Source organism: Roseburia sp. AF22-2LB, assembly GCF_003461125.1.
Taxonomy (GTDB): Bacteria; Bacillota; Clostridia; order Lachnospirales; family Lachnospiraceae; genus Roseburia_C; species Roseburia_C amylophila.
Map to the genome: position 1 here is coordinate 110,116 of NZ_QTWM01000004.1, position 17,718 is coordinate 127,833.

General features: G+C 33.3%; 20 protein-coding genes and 1 pseudogene. 19 read left to right on the forward strand and 2 right to left on the reverse strand.

Features of this window, described 5'->3' with window-relative positions:
* Window positions 1-19 precede the first annotated feature (19 nt).
* The 19 genes and pseudogenes from DWX96_RS07765 to DWX96_RS07845 all read left to right on the forward strand — a co-directional run bounded on the left by DWX96_RS07765 (window position 20) and on the right by DWX96_RS07845 (window position 15,199).
* A complete protein-coding gene (locus DWX96_RS07765; RefSeq protein ID WP_118057175.1) occupies window positions 20-1,042 on the forward strand; it encodes a hypothetical protein in 1,023 nt (340 codons plus the stop codon).
* Between the two features lie 17 nt (window positions 1,043-1,059).
* Window positions 1,060-1,752: a hypothetical protein gene (locus DWX96_RS07770; RefSeq protein ID WP_118057176.1), complete on the forward strand. Its 693-nt coding sequence runs from the start codon at window positions 1,060-1,062 to the stop codon at window positions 1,750-1,752.
* An 87-nt stretch (window positions 1,753-1,839) separates the two neighbouring features.
* A complete protein-coding gene (locus DWX96_RS07775) occupies window positions 1,840-2,550 on the forward strand; it encodes a hypothetical protein (protein WP_118057177.1) in 711 nt (236 codons plus the stop codon).
* 63 nt (window positions 2,551-2,613) lie between these two features.
* On the forward strand, window positions 2,614-3,312 hold the full coding sequence (locus DWX96_RS07780; RefSeq protein WP_118057178.1) for a hypothetical protein: 699 nt from the start codon (window positions 2,614-2,616) through the stop codon (window positions 3,310-3,312).
* Window positions 3,313-3,860: 548 nt separating this feature from the next.
* A pseudogene (locus tag DWX96_RS14955) lies at window positions 3,861-4,016 on the forward strand (RHS repeat-associated core domain-containing protein); the annotation flags it as partial.
* A gap of 33 nt (window positions 4,017-4,049) precedes the next feature.
* Window positions 4,050-4,772 carry a hypothetical protein gene (locus tag DWX96_RS07785; RefSeq protein WP_242988758.1) on the forward strand — a complete coding sequence of 241 codons (723 nt, stop codon included), beginning with the start codon at window positions 4,050-4,052 and terminating at the stop codon, window positions 4,770-4,772.
* Window positions 4,769-5,359: a hypothetical protein gene (locus DWX96_RS07790; RefSeq protein ID WP_118057180.1), complete on the forward strand. Its 591-nt coding sequence runs from the start codon at window positions 4,769-4,771 to the stop codon at window positions 5,357-5,359. Before DWX96_RS07785 ends, DWX96_RS07790 begins: the two co-directional genes overlap by 4 nt.
* 74 nt (window positions 5,360-5,433) lie before the next feature.
* A complete protein-coding gene (locus DWX96_RS07795) occupies window positions 5,434-6,048 on the forward strand; it encodes a hypothetical protein (protein WP_118057181.1) in 615 nt (204 codons plus the stop codon).
* Between the two features lie 51 nt (window positions 6,049-6,099).
* Window positions 6,100-6,738, forward strand: coding sequence for a hypothetical protein (locus DWX96_RS07800; RefSeq protein WP_118057182.1), 639 nt, complete (start codon window positions 6,100-6,102; stop codon window positions 6,736-6,738).
* 92 nt (window positions 6,739-6,830) lie between these two features.
* Entirely contained in the window at window positions 6,831-7,418 is a 588-nt protein-coding gene (locus DWX96_RS07805; protein WP_118057183.1) for a hypothetical protein, read from the forward strand.
* A gap of 50 nt (window positions 7,419-7,468) precedes the next feature.
* A complete protein-coding gene (locus DWX96_RS07810) occupies window positions 7,469-8,107 on the forward strand; it encodes a hypothetical protein (RefSeq protein ID WP_118057184.1) in 639 nt (212 codons plus the stop codon).
* Window positions 8,108-8,138: 31 nt separating this feature from the next.
* Complete coding sequence (locus tag DWX96_RS07815; protein WP_118057185.1) at window positions 8,139-8,606, forward strand: hypothetical protein; 468 nt, start codon at window positions 8,139-8,141, stop codon at window positions 8,604-8,606.
* A gap of 28 nt (window positions 8,607-8,634) precedes the next feature.
* Window positions 8,635-9,927, forward strand: a complete 1,293-nt coding sequence (locus DWX96_RS14180; RefSeq protein ID WP_158561830.1) for a hypothetical protein — start codon at window positions 8,635-8,637, stop codon at window positions 9,925-9,927.
* A 16-nt stretch (window positions 9,928-9,943) separates the two neighbouring features.
* Window positions 9,944-10,396 (forward strand): hypothetical protein, encoded by a 453-nt coding sequence (locus DWX96_RS07825; protein ID WP_118057187.1) that lies wholly within the window; start codon window positions 9,944-9,946, stop codon window positions 10,394-10,396.
* A 60-nt stretch (window positions 10,397-10,456) separates the two neighbouring features.
* Window positions 10,457-10,579 (forward strand): hypothetical protein, encoded by a 123-nt coding sequence (locus DWX96_RS14745; protein ID WP_278336408.1) that lies wholly within the window; start codon window positions 10,457-10,459, stop codon window positions 10,577-10,579.
* A 286-nt stretch (window positions 10,580-10,865) separates the two neighbouring features.
* Window positions 10,866-11,147, forward strand: a complete 282-nt coding sequence (locus tag DWX96_RS14185) for a hypothetical protein (RefSeq protein WP_147337973.1) — start codon at window positions 10,866-10,868, stop codon at window positions 11,145-11,147.
* 13 nt (window positions 11,148-11,160) lie between these two features.
* The gene (locus DWX96_RS07835) at window positions 11,161-11,673 is read left to right on the forward strand and encodes a hypothetical protein (protein WP_118057189.1); all 513 of its coding nucleotides are present in this window, start codon (window positions 11,161-11,163) and stop codon (window positions 11,671-11,673) included.
* A gap of 24 nt (window positions 11,674-11,697) precedes the next feature.
* The gene (locus tag DWX96_RS07840; protein ID WP_117699369.1) at window positions 11,698-13,098 is read left to right on the forward strand and encodes an SseB family protein; all 1,401 of its coding nucleotides are present in this window, start codon (window positions 11,698-11,700) and stop codon (window positions 13,096-13,098) included.
* A 358-nt stretch (window positions 13,099-13,456) separates the two neighbouring features.
* Window positions 13,457-15,199 carry a hypothetical protein gene (locus DWX96_RS07845; protein ID WP_118057190.1) on the forward strand — a complete coding sequence of 581 codons (1,743 nt, stop codon included), beginning with the start codon at window positions 13,457-13,459 and terminating at the stop codon, window positions 15,197-15,199.
* On the opposite strand, the gene DWX96_RS07850 is transcribed toward DWX96_RS07845, so the two are convergent.
* Together DWX96_RS07850 and DWX96_RS07855 are read right to left on the reverse strand one after the other, a co-directional pair.
* Window positions 15,189-16,409 carry an amino acid hydroxymethyltransferase gene (locus DWX96_RS07850; protein ID WP_118057191.1) on the reverse strand — a complete coding sequence of 407 codons (1,221 nt, stop codon included), beginning with the start codon at window positions 16,407-16,409 and terminating at the stop codon, window positions 15,189-15,191. The genes DWX96_RS07845 and DWX96_RS07850 overlap by 11 nt on opposite strands.
* A 201-nt stretch (window positions 16,410-16,610) precedes the next feature.
* A complete protein-coding gene (locus DWX96_RS07855) occupies window positions 16,611-17,549 on the reverse strand; it encodes a tyrosine-type recombinase/integrase (protein ID WP_118057192.1) in 939 nt (312 codons plus the stop codon).
* Window positions 17,550-17,718 lie beyond the last annotated feature (169 nt).

Here is a 17,718-nt window from a genome sequence, read left to right on the forward strand (position 1 = left end):
TATAAGAGGAAAGAAAAATATGACGAGAGATTTTTCGCCAGGGGCAAAAGAACTGTTAATGCAAATTTTTTCAGATGTGCAGCAGGTTGATACCAGATATATCGGAACAGTTGCAGGACTGGTAACAGCAGGAAATGCAATAATTACATATTTTACAGATTTAGCAGATAATATTAATCCGAATGGTGGAAATCTTGATATAGAAAAATTAAGAACAACACTGGAGGCTGACAGGGAACGATTAGACCAGATGCAGCAGAGTGTTGTAAGAAATTTAATGAAAGATGGAAAGGCAGAAGAAGCAGCAGAGTATATTATTTCCGTTTCAAGATTAAATCTGACGTATGATGAATTTGAAGCACTTTCTAAAAAGGAGCAATTAGAGTATATAAACCGTATTGCAACATGGGTACTATCAATCATTCCGGAAGTAGAATTAGAGGATGGATTATATGAGGTTACAGTTCCACTAGGGGTAGATATGACGGCAACCTATTGTGTCAGCGTGAAGGGAACAACAAATTTTGGAAACCAATCAACGATTAACTTTGCAATAGAGAAACAACAGATAATGCTACAGTCTTTTAAAATATCAAGTGAATATTTGTTTGATAATAAACTTTCAGTAGCAGGAGAATTGAGCGAAGATGGTGAGGCTTCAGTTTCAATTATTGCAACCGAAGGAAATATGGAAGTGTCATTAGGACATGGTATATCACTAGGAACATCAAGTGTGAAGTATGAAATTGAAAAAACTCTTGAAGATAATGTAAAAGTAGCTTCATCTATTGAAGTAAAAAAAGCAAACAATACAGAAATGCCAGAATGGGAGGCAATTCCAATAACGGTAAAAGAAACAGCTATGGAAAGGAATCCTATACCAGAACATGAGTATCAGATAGATGGAGAAAAGGTTCGCGATTTAGCTATAGTTTTAGGAATAGCATATGGCTTGTATTTTTTGACAAAATGGGCAGTTGCAGTGGCATTTATGGCACCCACGGGTGGAGCGTTAATAATGGGGGCTTTGGTAGCTCCATAAGGATTAGGAAAAGAAAAATGAAAAAGAAAAACATAGTAAGAATAATCATTATAGTATTATTTGTAATCGGAATAGCTGCAGCGCTGATGCAGTATAAAAGAGAACAGACAGCATTGGAACAGCCAAAGGTTGGGGAAGAACCGGAGACAGTAGTATTAAGTGCGGATGAGAATCCGTTCGGAGTAGAGATAAAAAAGATAAATGAAAATTATGACCTGACAAAAAATTATTATAAAAATTATGATAATAAGGGATTGGAGAAATTTGTTATACCTAATGTCACTACAGATGAAAGGTCATACATTATAGCATTAAGGGAATCGGGATATTGTAAATATGGTTATATAGATGAGGAAGATAATATAATAGCGGAAATGACGGAAAAGCAGAAAGAAGATTGGATTGGCAATACAGAGGCGGTTATTCATAAAACAGTATTATCGGCTGATGGAGAAGATTTGTATAAATTTGCTGTATCAGAGAATTATACGATGATTGAAGCTGATGTATCAATTAATGCACATGCTACGAAAGTTATGGATAATATAATGCGTTTGCTGGAGGAGATTGAAATATATCAGATACTTAATGGAAACGATAATTGGACAGTTAATATAGTGACAAAAGATTTTGAAACGGGGCGAGAACTTTCTAATATCAATTTTCCGAAGGAAGAATGGAATTTGTCAGCAGAAATGTGGGATGAATAAAATGCAGTAACAGAATAATCTTAGTTCATTAAAGATAGGCGAAAGAATTGAAACATAACAATTATATACTTTAGAAGGAAAAGAAGAATGAAAAAGAAAAAAATAGTAGGGATAATCATTATAGCATTGTTTGCAATTGGAATAGTGGCTGCACTGATAGTATATAAAAAGATGCAGATGGTGCCGGAAAAATCACAGGTCGGGGAAGAACCGGAGACAGTAGTATTAAGTGCAGATGAGAATCCGTTCGGAATAGAGATAAAAAAGATAAATGAAGACTATGATTTGACAAGAAATTATTATAAAGATTATGACAATACAGGACTACAAAAGTATATCATTCCAGTTATTTTTACAGATAAAAGGACGTATATTGCCGAGATGAGAGAATCCGGATATTGCCAATATGGATATGAAAGTAAAGAAGAGGGACTGGTTGCAGAGATAACAGAGCAGCAGCGAAAAAATTGGCTGGAGTTAACAGAAAAGGATATAAAAAGAGTAATAGAACAAAATAAGGATGAAGAATTATATCATTTTAGAATTAGTGATGATTACAAAATACTTTATCTGGATGTATCAAAAGAAATATTAAACAGTCAAAGTACCTTTACGGCAAAGATGAGCTCACTTATGACTTTGACATATGATTCAGAAATATATCATGTATTGAATGGAAACAAAGACTGGTCATTACAGATTATCGTAACTGATATGGAAACAGGAAAGGAATTGGAAAATATAAAATTCCCAGATGAGGATTATAACTTATCAATTGAAACCTGGGACAACCTGTAAAAATAGGTGGAGCATCAATTGCAACTGCTACTGTATTACCATAAGAAAATGGAGGAAATAAGAATGAAGAAGAAAAACATAATGGGAATTATAGTGATAGCAATATTAGTGATAGGAATTGTGGCAGCGCTTGTAATATATAAAAAGGAGCAGGCAATACCGGAGAAAACAGAAACAGGAGAAGAAGAGGATACAATTATATTAAGTGCAGATGAAAATCCGTTTGGAATGGAAATAAAAAAAATAAATGAAAATTATGATTTGACGAAGAATTATTACAAAAATTACGATAACACAGGATTACAGAAATTTGAAATTACAGCTATATATACGAATGCAACTGATTTTATAAAAGAAATACGTGGAGCAACTGAGTATTGCCAATATATATATTTGGATGAAAAAAAGAACATTATTATAGAGTTGAATGAAAAACAAAAGGAAAAATGGATAAAGAAAGCCGAAGAAAATATTAGTAATGAATTAGAACAAACAGATGAAGATGAATTGTATAAAATATCGGTTTCGGATGATTATACCGAAGTTAATTGTCAGGTAGCTCAGAAGGCAAACGGACTTACATTTACGGCAAAACTAATGATTATATTTTTTAATTCAGAAATGTATCAGATATTAAATGGGAATGCAGAGTGGTCAATTCATGTTGTTGCAAAGGATTTATCTACAGGAGGAGAGTTGGTAAACATTGATTATCCGAAAGAGGTGTTTTCTATAACAGAAGAAACCTGGGACAACCTATAAAAAATGAAATTGAACGGGAGAGAAAATATGATGAGAGATTTTTCACCTGGGGCAAAAGAACTGTTAATGCAATATGTTGATGATGTTATTGCTTCCGGTGTATGGGAAACAATTGGGAATGGAAAAGGAGAGTTTAATCAGGCGGGACAGGACTGGTTGAGCAAACTTGGTATTTCAGACTATTTGGATAATATGGAAGGATATTATCAGAATATTATAAGCAAGCATTCTACAACAAAAGAAGAGATTGAGCAAATTTTTTCAGATGTACAGCAAGTTGATACCAGACATATCGGAACAGTTGCCGGATTGGTAACGGCAGGAAATGCAATAATTACATATTTTACAGACTTAGCAGATAATATTAATCCGAATGGTGGAAATCTTGATATAGAAAAATTAAGAACAACACTGGAGGCTGACAGGGAACGATTAGACCAAATGCAGCAGAGTGTTGTAAGAAATTTAATTAAAGATGGAAAGGCAGAAGAAGCGAGGAAGTCTACGGATTTGACGAATTTGGTAATGATATTCGGACTGCAAAAGATATCTTTAAAGATTCTTTACAAAGCTTCGGATTTACCGGTTATCAGATGGACAGCGTTGGTGCACTATACTTTGCACAGGCAAGACGATATGATGCCGGAGTTGGCAGATTTATCAGCGAAGACTTTATAAAGGGGCATATTGCTGCGCCATATACAATGAACCATTACAACTATTGCTGGAATAGACCGTTGGATTTGGTTGATTTGAATGGTATGGAACCAGTAATAAATATAGTAGACGAATTTAATAATATAGGAAAAAGTAAGTCGGAAGAAAAAAGCTTGATAGATTTTCCTGACGAATTTTTGGGTGGAATGAACAAAGAGGAGAATTCAATTCCAGAGGAGTATGATATTAAGAAAATATTAGAAATCCCGATGAATGAAATCAATGAGCAGGAAAAAGCAAGTAATAATGATAATGAGAGTAATAATACGGATAAAAATGATGATAGTGACAAAGATATCCCGATTGGTGTGCTGGGATTATCAGGAAGTATTGGGGCTGGAGCATATATGAGTGGAAGTGTGCAAGTTGTGTGGGATTTAAATGGTAATATTGCATTACAGGTTTCTGGTGGAACTGGAGCAGAAATCGGTCAATCCGGAAATGGAAGTATTTTTTTGGGGGCGTACAAGGCACAGTCGATATATAGTTTGGAAGATTTTGGAACAGAAGAAGGAGTAACAGTAGGTGAAGGTTTAATCTTTGGTGGAGGTGCGTGGCAGACATACGATGATAATGGAGATTTAAAACATATTGGGGGGTATGGAAGTATAGGATTTGGCGAAGAAGGGACATTAGCATCAGGTCATGTGACAATGTCTAATACATGGACAATCTGTTCAGGTAATATATTTGAATGGTGGAATAATTTATGGGAAGGAGAAGAAGAAGGGTGTTTAGAGTGAAATATAAGAAAGAACAAATCTTGAAGGGACTTCGTTGCTTTTCAATAGAAATAGCAATTTTATGGACAATTATTTTAATAGATACTTTAATAAGCACATATTATGGGAAGTATTCTGGTATACATTTGTCACAGGTTGTTGCAAGTATACCGAAGGAATATATGAATAGTGAAGAGTCTGAACATTACAAAACGGATAATGAATTTCTGATACAATCAAAGGAAAATGCTTATATGATTTATGGAATTGAATTGTCCAATGTCGATGAAAGCAGCTTGATAACTTTCCTGGATGAAGAGGATTTAAAAAAGTTAAAGTCAGCAAATTCATTCAGTCAGATATTAGAGGGAATCCAGGATGGAGTAGGATTCCTGTGGGGAGATGTGGTTACAGGAAATACAAAAAAATCATCTTATACATGTTATTATTTTTCTTCAATAGAAGAAGGACATGATGGGGATTACCAAGTATATATTATATTCTATATACAGGAAGATTTAAAATATATGGAGATATGTGTAATGGATGAGGAGCATGTTTTATCAGAAAAACAGAAGAAACATATGTGGTTATATACAGGTCGATGATAAGGGGTAAAAATGTGAAATAGATACTGGAATGAAGGATTGACTATTGAAATAAGATAAATAAAATAGTAGATGTGATTAATGAAATTCAAAGTGAAACAGGAGAACATCCAATTTATTTTATCGGTCATAGTATTACATGTAATATTTTATTATTGCTACAAAAAAAGATAAAGCCACAGGGACTAATTTTGTTATTTGGTGGTGGAGAGACGGGAAAACAACGGATTATAGCTAGAAGAAAAATGGATAAGTGGGGTAGAGGTAGAAAAGTTAAGGAAAGAGATATAGAAAGAGAATATGAAAAAGTAGAAAAGTTATTAGAAGAAGGAAATGTGGTTGTAGCAGATAAAGAATTATTTAATAAGAGACCAGAATTTTGGATTTCAAATATGTTGGAAATAAAAAATCCGGTTTTGTGTATAGCATCAGAAACTGATTGGAATTATAACGGAAAAGAAATAGCCTCAATGGTGCAGAATCCCAAAATAACGTTTAAGATATTAACAGATATAGATGCTACGATGAGAGTTGGGTTTAGAAATCATAGGGCAGCAAATAACTTGACATATATGGGATATTTGAATCAAAAAGGGAAAAGAAAACCTGAAGAAGGGATAGATATACCATGGTATTCGGAAAAAATTGGAACATACATAATTGAATATATGGAAGCGAATAAAGAGTAATATAAAATATTCAAAAGGAGATAGAGGCATCGCCAAGAGGGGCAGAATACAATGGAAAAAATACAGGACTTTTTAGAAACAAAAAAGAAATACGAGGCAACATTATGGGATGATCAGATTGGATTTTTCTTATTAACAGTAATCTTTTTAGGCATACAAATATTGAATTCACGGAAGGTATTTGCTGTTTGCGTAATAATAGAAATTTGCCTGCTGATTCTATGTTCAAGGATGGAGAGAAAAAAATATGGAAGTGTATTTTGTAGCTTTGTTCATGGAGAAATTTGGGGAATGATTTTTTTTGTAGATGGATGGGGCTTTATTGGAATGATGAGGAAACCCAATAATTATTTGATAATAGGAATAATGGGAACAATACTGATTGCATTGTGCTATTTCGGACGCTTTTGGTTAGTGAAAAAAAGAATACGCAATGGATGGTATGAAAAAGAAAAGAAAAAAGTGTCATATAGTAGAGAAATTGCAGCATCGGTAGCAATGCTAACCATTGCTACATTGAGAATATGTGGAAAACAAATCGGCTCAAAAATGGAAGGTATAGGTCATAATGAGACATGTGCGATTGTGGCGGTGTTACTTTTTTCAATTGCAATTTTTTCATCTTTGTGGGTTGATGCTGGTATGATGTATTATTATTTCAGAAAATATGAACAGGCTAATAAAAAGTAGAAATATTCTATTTTGATAAAAAAACAGAGTATATAAAATTGCATGTGGAAGAAAAGTATAGTGCAGAATGAAGTCAAAGGAGAAGAACAAGGATGTTTAGAGTGAAATATAAGAAAGAACAAATCTTAAAGGGACTTCGTTATTTTTCAATAGAAATAGCAATTTTATGGACAATTATTTTAATATATACTTTAATAAGTAAACATTATGTGCAGTATTATCAGATACAATTGTCACAGATTGCTGCAAGTATACCGAAGGAATATATGAATAGTGAGGAGTCGGAACGTTACAAAACGGATAATGAATTTCTGATAAAATCAAAGGAAAACACTTATATGATTTATGGAATTGAATTGTCCAATGCCGATGAAAGCAGTCTGCTAGATGAAGAGACTTTAAAAAAGTTAAAGTCAGCAAACTCATTCAATCAGATATTAGAAGGAATCCAGTATGGAATAGGGTTTCTGTGGGGAGATGTAGAAACAGGAAGTATACAGAATCCATCTGATACAACATATTATTTTTCTTCAATAGAAGAAAGTCATGATGGGGATTATCAGGTATATATTATGTTTTATATACAGGGGGATTTGAAATATATGGGGATATATGTAACGGATGAGGAACATAGTTTATCAGAAAAACAGAAGAGACATATAAGATTATATACTCGCTGATGTTAAAAGGTGACTTGGTCAGTTGCAGACTTCAATATGGAGATGAGGCTATGGTGAAAAAGGGTAAAGCAATTTTAAAACAAACAGGAGCAGGAATTTTTGTATATAGTGTGTTGGGGTTACTGGGAGCATTTGATAGCTATTATCGTGGAGCCGATATGGGCTTTACAGCATGTATAGCAGCGTGTGTAATAGCTTTTATTATTTTGGGGGCAGTAGTTTCATTTATAAGAAAAGAATATGATTATAGAAAATACAATGCACATATATGCTTATTTGTTTCACTGGGACTTACGATACAAATAATGGTGCAGGGAAATTTGCCACCTGAAAAAAGCACAGCAATTTGTATTATAAGTTATGTGATTTCTATAATATTGGGAATTTTGGGGGCATTATTAACAACTGGAAAAATAGTAATAAAAAATAAAAATGTAAGAAGTACGTTAAAAATTATAGAAACAATGAGTTTATTTTTATTAACGTGTTTGTGTGTGTCAGGAAGACGATTTTTTGGACGCAGAGGAGCAGTATTATTTAATGCATTAGGAAAACAAAAAAGTTCAGTATTTTTTTGGTGTTGTATTATGGTTGCAACGATGCTTTTTGCATTTATGAGTGCATTTGTAAGAGTAGATATAATTGTGAGACCAGACTTTTATAAATCCAGAAATGAAAATAGTAATTAAAACATTACTTTTATAGAATGGGGGAAAAAAGATGGTAAAGAGTAAAAGAAGAGCAAAGGTAGTTATAGGTATTATTATTCTTATTTTTATAGTATTAGTTATATTTCTTAAAATGAAATACGGTACATATGGATTACACGATTTTAATTGTTTTTTCCGCCAAAGCAAACAGGAAATTTTAGAAAAAGAAGGTGACCCTGTTAGCAGAGAAAAATTATATGGAAGTTGCGAGGATATTAAATTTGAAGATATAGAATATACCTTTATTGGAAATTATATGGAAAGTGTTAGAATTACGGATCCTGGTATTCGATTTGGAATTTTACAAATTGGGGTAGGCTCATCAAAAAAAGAAGTTATGCTGGCATATGGATTAAAGGAAACTTTAAGTAATGAGGAAGAAAATGAATATGCGGTTCAAAATGGTATTTATTCAACATCATTCTATTTTGATGAAAATGACAGAGTATATAAAGTTGCATGCGGAACAGGAGTATAGTTCATTTTAAAGTTAAGGAATGGAAAAGATGATATACATATACACATTATTTTTTATTTTGCTATTTACATATGGAATCCGAATATTATTTAGAGAGTGTTTTGCAAATTTATTTGGAGTTAGAACAAATTTTAACCAAGGCGTGGGAGTAGTAGGTGGTTGGGCATTAATATATGTAAGGCTACTAAGTATATGCGCTTTGTTTAGTATCATGATAGGTTTGTGGGCATGGAAAGATGATATATTTAATCTTTGGAAACTATTTGATAATTCGGAAAAATTGGTGTGGGGCAAATGTCTGTGCAGAATAGTCATTATTGGTATTTTAATAATTAATGTAGGGTGCAATATAAAAAGAATTTTGATACATCTGAAAACAGAAGTAATAAAAAACGAATTTGCCCAAAGTATATTAACAAATGGTCGTGGTGTAGTATTAACTTTAACGATAAGCACGGTCTTTGATATATATTTACTACAGGCAGTATTGTGTGTTATGACAGGAAATATACATCCGGCTGTCTTAAATGCATGGAAAGCCGGAATTGTAGGGAAGGTAATATTGATTGCATTTGAAAAATTGTTTTACAGTGAGAAAATTTGTATATACCAGAATGGAACGGTAACATATTCTACATTATTAAAACGGGGATACGGCAATAAATTGTATTTTGAAAAAGACCATAAGAAAGCGAATAAAGCAAGATTATATGTAGATGGTGAAGAAGTATTAGAGACGGCATTTTTTAATATTGATCAGTTACTGAAAAACTATGGAAAAAAGAATGATGAGGAAGTGAAATCAGATGCAAAAGTGACTGGAAAGAAAATTCATTATATGAAAAGTACTAAGAGAAATGAACGGACATGCAGAACAATCGCAATTTCAGTAGGAGCAGCACTTGTTTTACTTGGAGTTTTATTTTATGTTTTTTTTGCAAGTAAAGTTGTAATGATTGTGATGTGGCTTTTGGCATTATTATATTATCCGGCACTTCTGGTGATAAAAAGAACATATGATAAATCCTTTTATATCATTTTTAACAGGGATTATATGCTGGTAACGGGATATAAAGGGACAGCATTTGTTAGTGAAAAAATAGAATATTCAAAGATAGGATACATAATGACTGGCAATAATTGCCCTCATAGGACTATTTTTGGAAAGACACCTGAAAAGTTACGCAAAGATTATGGTGCATTTACAGATGTTTTTGACCGAAAGAAGGAGTATTTATTTTCATATGCAATGAATGATGATATAACACAGGAAATAATGGCAAGATGTAAAAATGTGAAAGAGATATTGGAATTGGATTAGAGCTGGCGAAAAGCAGATGATGAATAAACAAAAATATTATATTTCAGTAGTATATCACAATGTAATGAGAGGGCTGGCAATATATTGTGGTCTAATTTTAGGAATAATTGTTATATTAAAACTTACTGGTGACAGATATGGAATTGTGTCAATTCTTGTCCTGCTTGAATATGTAGGGATTGCGTTCTTATTAGTTTATGGAATCGGGTTCTTCATAGATGGATATTACATTCAGGATGAGAAAATAGTTTATTATCATAATTTTAAAAGACGAAAGAAAGATTTATCTGAAGTGAAGTCAGTTATAATATCCAATACCTATCTTTATCGACGAAATTTAAGAGTAAATATATATAAAAATGGCAAATTCGTTTATTGTCCGTGGATAACACTCTTTTTTGAAGAAATTGATGCGGGATTGTTGGTTAAAGATAGAAAAGAACTAAATACACTGAAGGTTGAACATTAATTATACAAGAATTGTTCTAAATATGGTTTCATTTATAAAAATAATATGGACAAGTTTTTAATGAATTTTACCGGAGAGGTATATATAGCTAAAACCACATATTTAAATTTTGAGGAAGAAATGAAGAAATTATTTGGAGCAAAGGTGATATATATTATTCCGGATATGGGAGGAGAGAATTAGAAGAGGAAAAGTTGTTTGGTATTTTTACAAATCAGATAAACATAGTTAAAAGAAATGGAACAGAATATCGATTCTTTTTAGAAAAAAGGAATAAGGTAGTAGAGTTTTTACAGACGAGGTGATAAAGAAAATGCACTTATTCATAAAATGTATTATGTTTTCTGTCTGGATGTGGTTTATAGTTAGGTTTTCAGAAAAACCGTCAGGCAGAAGAAAAATTTGGATAGATAATCGATTCTTATATGTATTTACCTGGTTGTGGCATTCTTATGGAGAAATTTCGATTATGGGGTTGATGTATGCGATAGGTGTACAGGTAGTTGATATTATTGGAGTCGTTTTTTATTTATTGATGCCATTAAATAGAGAAATAATATGCATTTATTGGTTAAAGTTTCTTTTGGGAGTTCTGTTTTGGGCTGCTGGAATTGGAATATTTGATATGGCAAAAAATGCAGAAGAGAAAAGAGAAAAAATTCTACTGTATTTTAGTTGTTTTTCAGTTTTAGCTTTTGGGATATGGTATGCATTATATTTAATACTGGCGGATTTTATAGAATTATTTTAGATGAGGTGATAGCATGAAATATATTTTAATTATATTAATAATTATAGCATTTGTGATAGGAATTTTTGATTTAAAGTTTATGCTTAAATATAAGAAAGAGCAGAAAAATAATAAAGCAGAAGCATTTATCTATGTAGGGGATAAAAAAATAATATGGATATTTGGAATTCTGTTTTATATAATTAGTGTTTTGGAATGGGTGATTCTGTTATTTTCATTAGAAATAGCGTCACTATTTCTATTTCTTTTTTGCTGCTGTATGGTTCAGCTTGGTTTTGCAACATTTTTGTGTCAGCATTTTACATATTCGGCAGTATTTATAAAGAAAAATGAAGTATTTTACTATGCAGAAAGAAAACTAAAAAATATCCCAATCGGGCAAATCACCGGGGTTAGTGCAATGCCGGGAAATGTGGCATATCTGTTTTTTAATGAAAAAAAGGAAAGACTGTTTGAACTTCAAATGAAAAAAGCTAATGCGAGAAAAATGCTGGAATATATCATAGATAGACAGCAGAACAATTAGAACAACGAAAAGGAGCCGGTTGCAATGGGAATCAGGGAAAAGTTACATCTTTTTAAGAATAAAGATAATGCAGTGGAAAATAGTTCCAAAGAAGCAGCAAGAAAGTGTGTATTAAAAGTACAGGATAAGTTCCGCCTTAGAAATACAGATGATATCGTGGTTGTAGGTGAACTGAAGGGAAAAATACAGGTGGGTGATGCTGTCTACATGAGTAATTTTTCGGATGATGATGGAGAAATACTGGTGACAGTAGTGCTCGGAATAGAAGTTGGTCAGGGAAAAGCTGTGCGTGAAGCAGAAAACTGCCGGGTAGGATTGAAACTGGAGCAGGCAGGAACGTATCCGATAAAATGCGGAACAATGGTATATTCAAGAACCACAACAGTTGCAGAAGTACATGATGCCTATATTTCCGGTTTGGGAGATACTTATGTATCGTCAAAACAACTGGTACTTTCACAGAAAGAACTTGATGAATTAAGCATTACAGATTGCTCAGAAATCTGGCGTTTGTATGCGTGGTATAAAACGAAAGTAATTCCGGCAAAGGATGATGCTGAGAAAGAAGAAGTCCGAAAGCGGATTGGTGTAATTGCAAAATCCCTTGTTCAAAAGGTATTGGAAGCACCTGCTATTTATTGCGTATACAGTAAAATCACAGGAGAGCCGGCACTTTTTTCCCAGACAGTAGACCGACAGGATGGCACATATATGTGTACACCACCTGACATCTGGATTCTGACTAAGGCATATAAGGATATATTTAAAGTCAGATTTCCGGAAGAACGGTATGAAATCAGAGAGATTAAAAACGATGATTCCCATAAGGCAATTTACAATTTCCTGGGATACTGTTTTTATATGAATGGTGCCTGTGGAGTCAAAGTGGTAAATGAAAATACGGCAATAGCAGCACCGGAATTTGTTCCGGAGCCGGACTACAGCAATATACCGGAAATTAGCATTCCGGTTACCAACCCTGACCTGGTAAGATGGATGCTTCTGATTGCTCAGCTTGGGCAGCCGGCAACAGACGAGCAGAAACTTATTTACAAATTATATTTTAGATTTCTGTCCATAGAAATGACAAAAGCCAGGTTTATTATTCCAACCAAAACGTCAGAAGATTTTCCAGAGCCGGATGAAAATGGCAAGACAGTACTGAAAAAGGATATGCAGATTTCACTTCCGACCATAGAAGGAAAGCACAATAATGCAGCGGTCAGAATGTATACGGACTGGAAGCGGCTGCAGGATGCTATGGGAGATGGCTGGAAAGGAATGGTACAGCCGATAGAAGGAATCATTGACCAGTTTGACTGTGCCATCAATCTGACCGAGCATGAGAAAGCCGGCTGCTATGTCGATAAGGAAATGTTCCGGGAAATGCAGTCCTTTGAAAAAGATTTCCAACAAAATAATTGACAAGAAATGACAAAGAGAGTAATCTATTAACAGAAAAAGTAATTTGATGAATGGGAGTATGAGTTATAAGCGATAGCTAGTACAAATATCACATAATTCAGATATGTTGGAATTCTCCAACAGTAATCCCATTTGATACTAATTAATATATGCAGGTAAAGAGAGTTATTATGTTAGTGTATTGAGAGCTTTTTATTTGCATATCAAAAAATTATGAAAATTTAACTTACATAAAAAATTTCTTATGTAAGGTGATGATTTAGTAGGCAAATATAGTTTAAAGAGAGAATGGTAGTTGCTACAAATAGGTGGATAATCATGTATTATCAGTCAATTAGGATAAAGAGAGGAAGATAATGTGAAAAAAACGACATGTTTATTATATGGTTCATTGATTGCTCTTGCTATATTTGCTACTATAATAGGTTTTATAGCATATAGCACTTTGTGGGCTGGAGTGCTTTCAACAGTTATAGTTATGATTCCGGCTGTATATTCGGCGATTCCATTTATTAGAGAATGGCATCAATTAAAGAATGCTAGAAAAAATAGATTAACGGAATCGATATTTACAGATCGGATGAGCGATTTAGAGGATATTATTCGAATTCTAAATATTAATGAACATTGTGTTGAAATCGCTGGAAACGAGGAACAATGTGGAAAAAGTTGGATGGCAAAACGACTTTGTGATTTTATCAATAATCCTAACGATTCAGATTTCAAAAATATACAGTGCAAATGTCATTATGTAAAGGCAGACTATTTGGATATGGATAGTTTGACGGATAATGAATTTAATAAATATTTTATAGATAATATCGTCACGAATAAGACTGTCTTAATCTTTGATCATGTGGTAAAAATTAGTATCATTTTAGACAAACAAAAACAGTTTCATTTTCAAATGATTTATATTTTAAAACAAAGAGTTGATTTGGCACTAACAACACATACTATGTCTGAGTTTCCTCAAAAGCATATTGATGAGTTGCAGCGTAAAATAGGTGAAATATATCCTAATATTAGTACACTTACACAAACTGAAATCAATACACTTTTTCAATTGACAGACGGAAATATTGGTCGAATCACAGCATTGCTTAGTGAACAAAAAGGTGTATCGTGGATTAAAGATATATCAAATAATACACCAACTGAATATGAAAAATGTCTTCATAAGATAGAATTAGATATTATTGTAGGAAAATATCAGATAGCCAGAAAGAATCTGTCAAAATTCGAGGCAGAATATAAAAATGATTTTAATAGTAATATGCATTTAACCTATAAATATAATTTTATACTTTCAAACTGCGAACATATGTTGAATCAATATGAAACAGCATTAGATACATTATCTATTATTGAAATACCAATGTATAAAAAATATAATAAAGGTTTTAAAATCGAATTACAAAAAGCACATTATAATAAGCATCTTTGGAATTGTAATGAAGCTCTTGAAATATTAAATAATATTAAAGACAATTCTTTTGCTGCTTTAGTTGATTCACTTGGTATTTTGGCAGCAAAATATTTCATCAATGATTTAAGTGTTCCATATTCTTCAGATAATTCGCTTGAAGAATTTAAAAAGAAGTTTTACAAAGCATCAAATAGTTCTTTGAAGCGCGATGATCAAGACAATTATAAATTAAAGCGTTATGAACCAATATTTCTTTTTTATGATAAGAAACCTAAAAAAGAAGATATATTACTTCAAAGCATTGATGAAGTGATTAAAGTGTATGAAGGAGAAAATAATCGACTTCGGGCAAATGCGTATTTTATCAAAGCCGAAATATATAGGTTGTATCAACAATATGATAAATCCATATTGGAATATAAACGCTGTATGGATGTAACAATCGACGATAACATTAGGATACAAACGAATTTGATGATATACTATTTAATTAAAGTAAAAGGAATTAAATTGAATTATGAATTGATGCCTGATGATGAAATTAGTCGCCTATGCCAAGATAATGTTTATTCTTGTAAAGTGCGGCATAGGATAAGAAATATTGAGTTAAATGATCCAAATGCCACAGAAATACAAGAACAAATTGATTCAAGGATAATGCCTATTTTATAGATATATCCTCAAATGTAAAAGTTGGAGTTTTCAATGATATTAAATGCTTTCTATAATCAAGAATCGCTTGCTCATTATGGTTCTTAATAGCATATAATAGTTGTGCAAGCATTTTAATATCACATAAATTCCAGTTATAGCGTGCAATTTCTTGAGTTCCTATTCTTATACCATCATTAGCAAATAAGCGTTTATGTTTTTTATTTAATGTAATATTATAATTTTCGGCTGTTTGATAAAAATCATTAGTGTCCGACTGGCTCATTAAGATGAATAACTGATGTGTATATGTATATTTGTTACTTTTCAATTTTGCAACATTAAAGCCTAAAACAGAAAGTTCTTCAGCAAGTTGATTTGCTGTTTTTACTGTCAAATTTTGATATAATTTTCCGAAATTTTCTTGTTCAATAAGAGCAAGTAATAAAGCCGCTATATGATTTGGTTGAGTATTTCTTAAATATTTGGGAGTAATATTTGTTTGCAGACACTGTTGGTAAGAATTACAATTAGTCATAATAAGTCCACATGCAGGCGCAGGCAATGTTTTGTGTGCACCTCCAATCAGAACTATATTGTTGATGTTTTCTAAAGGATTTTCCAATACACCAGCGGCAATAAGCCCCAGTGTTTGTGTCCCATCATAAATAATCCCCATTGAATCAGGCAATGATATTTTAGACATATCGGGTGGATTGATAATATCCGATTGACAAAATATTAGAAAATTGTATGTTCCCGATTTACATAAGTTATTTAATTGTTCATAATCAATTTGAAAATTATCATAATCATAAGGGATTGCTTCATAATTAATACCAAGTTTATTTAGAATAATAGGTATAGAGGCATGTCCTCCTTGATCTGGAGTGGTTATAAGAACGGAGTCTGTATTCTTTAAAAGTGACATTGCACATACTGTAAAGCAATTAATTCCTGTTACTGTATCTGCATTAGTATATTTGGCATTGAATAATAACTGACATTCCTTTTTTAATAATTCATTTAATCTAAATACATATGTTCCACCGACGAAAGCATTATTGCCATTTGTATCGACAAATGAATATTTTCCTTCAAAATTAGAAATTAATGCCTGCTTAGAAAAATCAGAAATATATGTTTCAGCTGCACAAAGCGGAATTTTATTTTTTTCAAATTCATCTAATTCTCTACATAGCTGGTTATATTCTTCCAATACTTTGCTCATTCACAGTCCTCCTTTTTTATCCTAATTGACTGATAATACATGATTATCCATCAGTTATAGTTCATTTAAATCCTGTTATACAAACAATGACAACACTCCTTCCAAGAATGAAACAAAGAAAACAAAAGAATGAATAAGTATATGAATAAAAAGAACTGCCAGAAAAGCAATACTGCCAATTCTAACAGTCCTTTTTATCTTTTACTCCACCCTGAAATCCTTCCTCGGATGCTTGTTCATCAGAATGTCCCGCTGCTTTGCGGTGGAAACATGGGTGTAGATTTCCGTGATGTGGATGGAACTGTGACCAAGCATTTTCTGGATGTAGCGGATGTCCACATCGGCTTCTAAGAGGCTGGTGGCGAAGGTGTGGCGGAACATGTGCGGAGTGATGTGCATATCAATGGAAGCAAGGCTGCAGTATTTCCGGATGGTTCGGCGGACGTACTGGGCGGAGAGCGGACGCCCTGCCTGGTTGACGAAGAAGCGGTTGGTACGCTTAATATCAGGAAGGTAACATTTCCGGTATTCCAGCAGGGTGTGGACAACATCGTCATTGCCAATCTGGAGGAGCCGCTCTTTGGAACCTTTGCCGAAGATAAGCAGAGTCCGGTTGGAAAGGTTGATGTCATCCGGTGTGATGGAACACAGCTCAGAGATTCGGATGCCGGTGGCGAAGAGCAGCTCGATAACAGCAGCATCCCGGAGCGCATTTTTACGCTGGAAATCGGTGGCAGCGTGGGAGTATTGGTGATAGATAGAAGATAAAAGCAATTCAATCGTAGGAAGCGGAATGGTTTTAGGCAGAATCACCGGTTCCCGGAATTTGATATGCAATTTGTTAAAAGGGTTGGAGACAATGCGGTCGCGGTAGTCAAGATAGTGAAAGAAGGCCTTAAGGGAGGCAAGCTTTCGTTTCACAGTTTTCGGTTTGAATTGTTCATGAAGAGTTGCAATATAGGATTCTAATATGGCGGGAGAAAGTTCGGATATGCTGGAGAGAGAAGGAAAAGCAGCCGCAAGGCTGACACCAAACTGTGTAAGGTCGATGCGGTATGCTTTTAAGGTTTTGCCATCAAGGCGTTTCTGGGTGCGGCAGTAGGTTAAATACTGGTTCATTTCAAAGTTAAAATCATGCATAATAAATACTCCTTTGTATGTGGCAGGAGGCTGTCCTGCCTGAATATAGATATAAGAGTATATCATAGAAAAATTTTTTATAAAAATTTCCAACTTCATATTGACAATTTGAAATCCCAAGCGTATTATGAACATATGAACAAATGCTCATATGTTAAAACGACCTGGA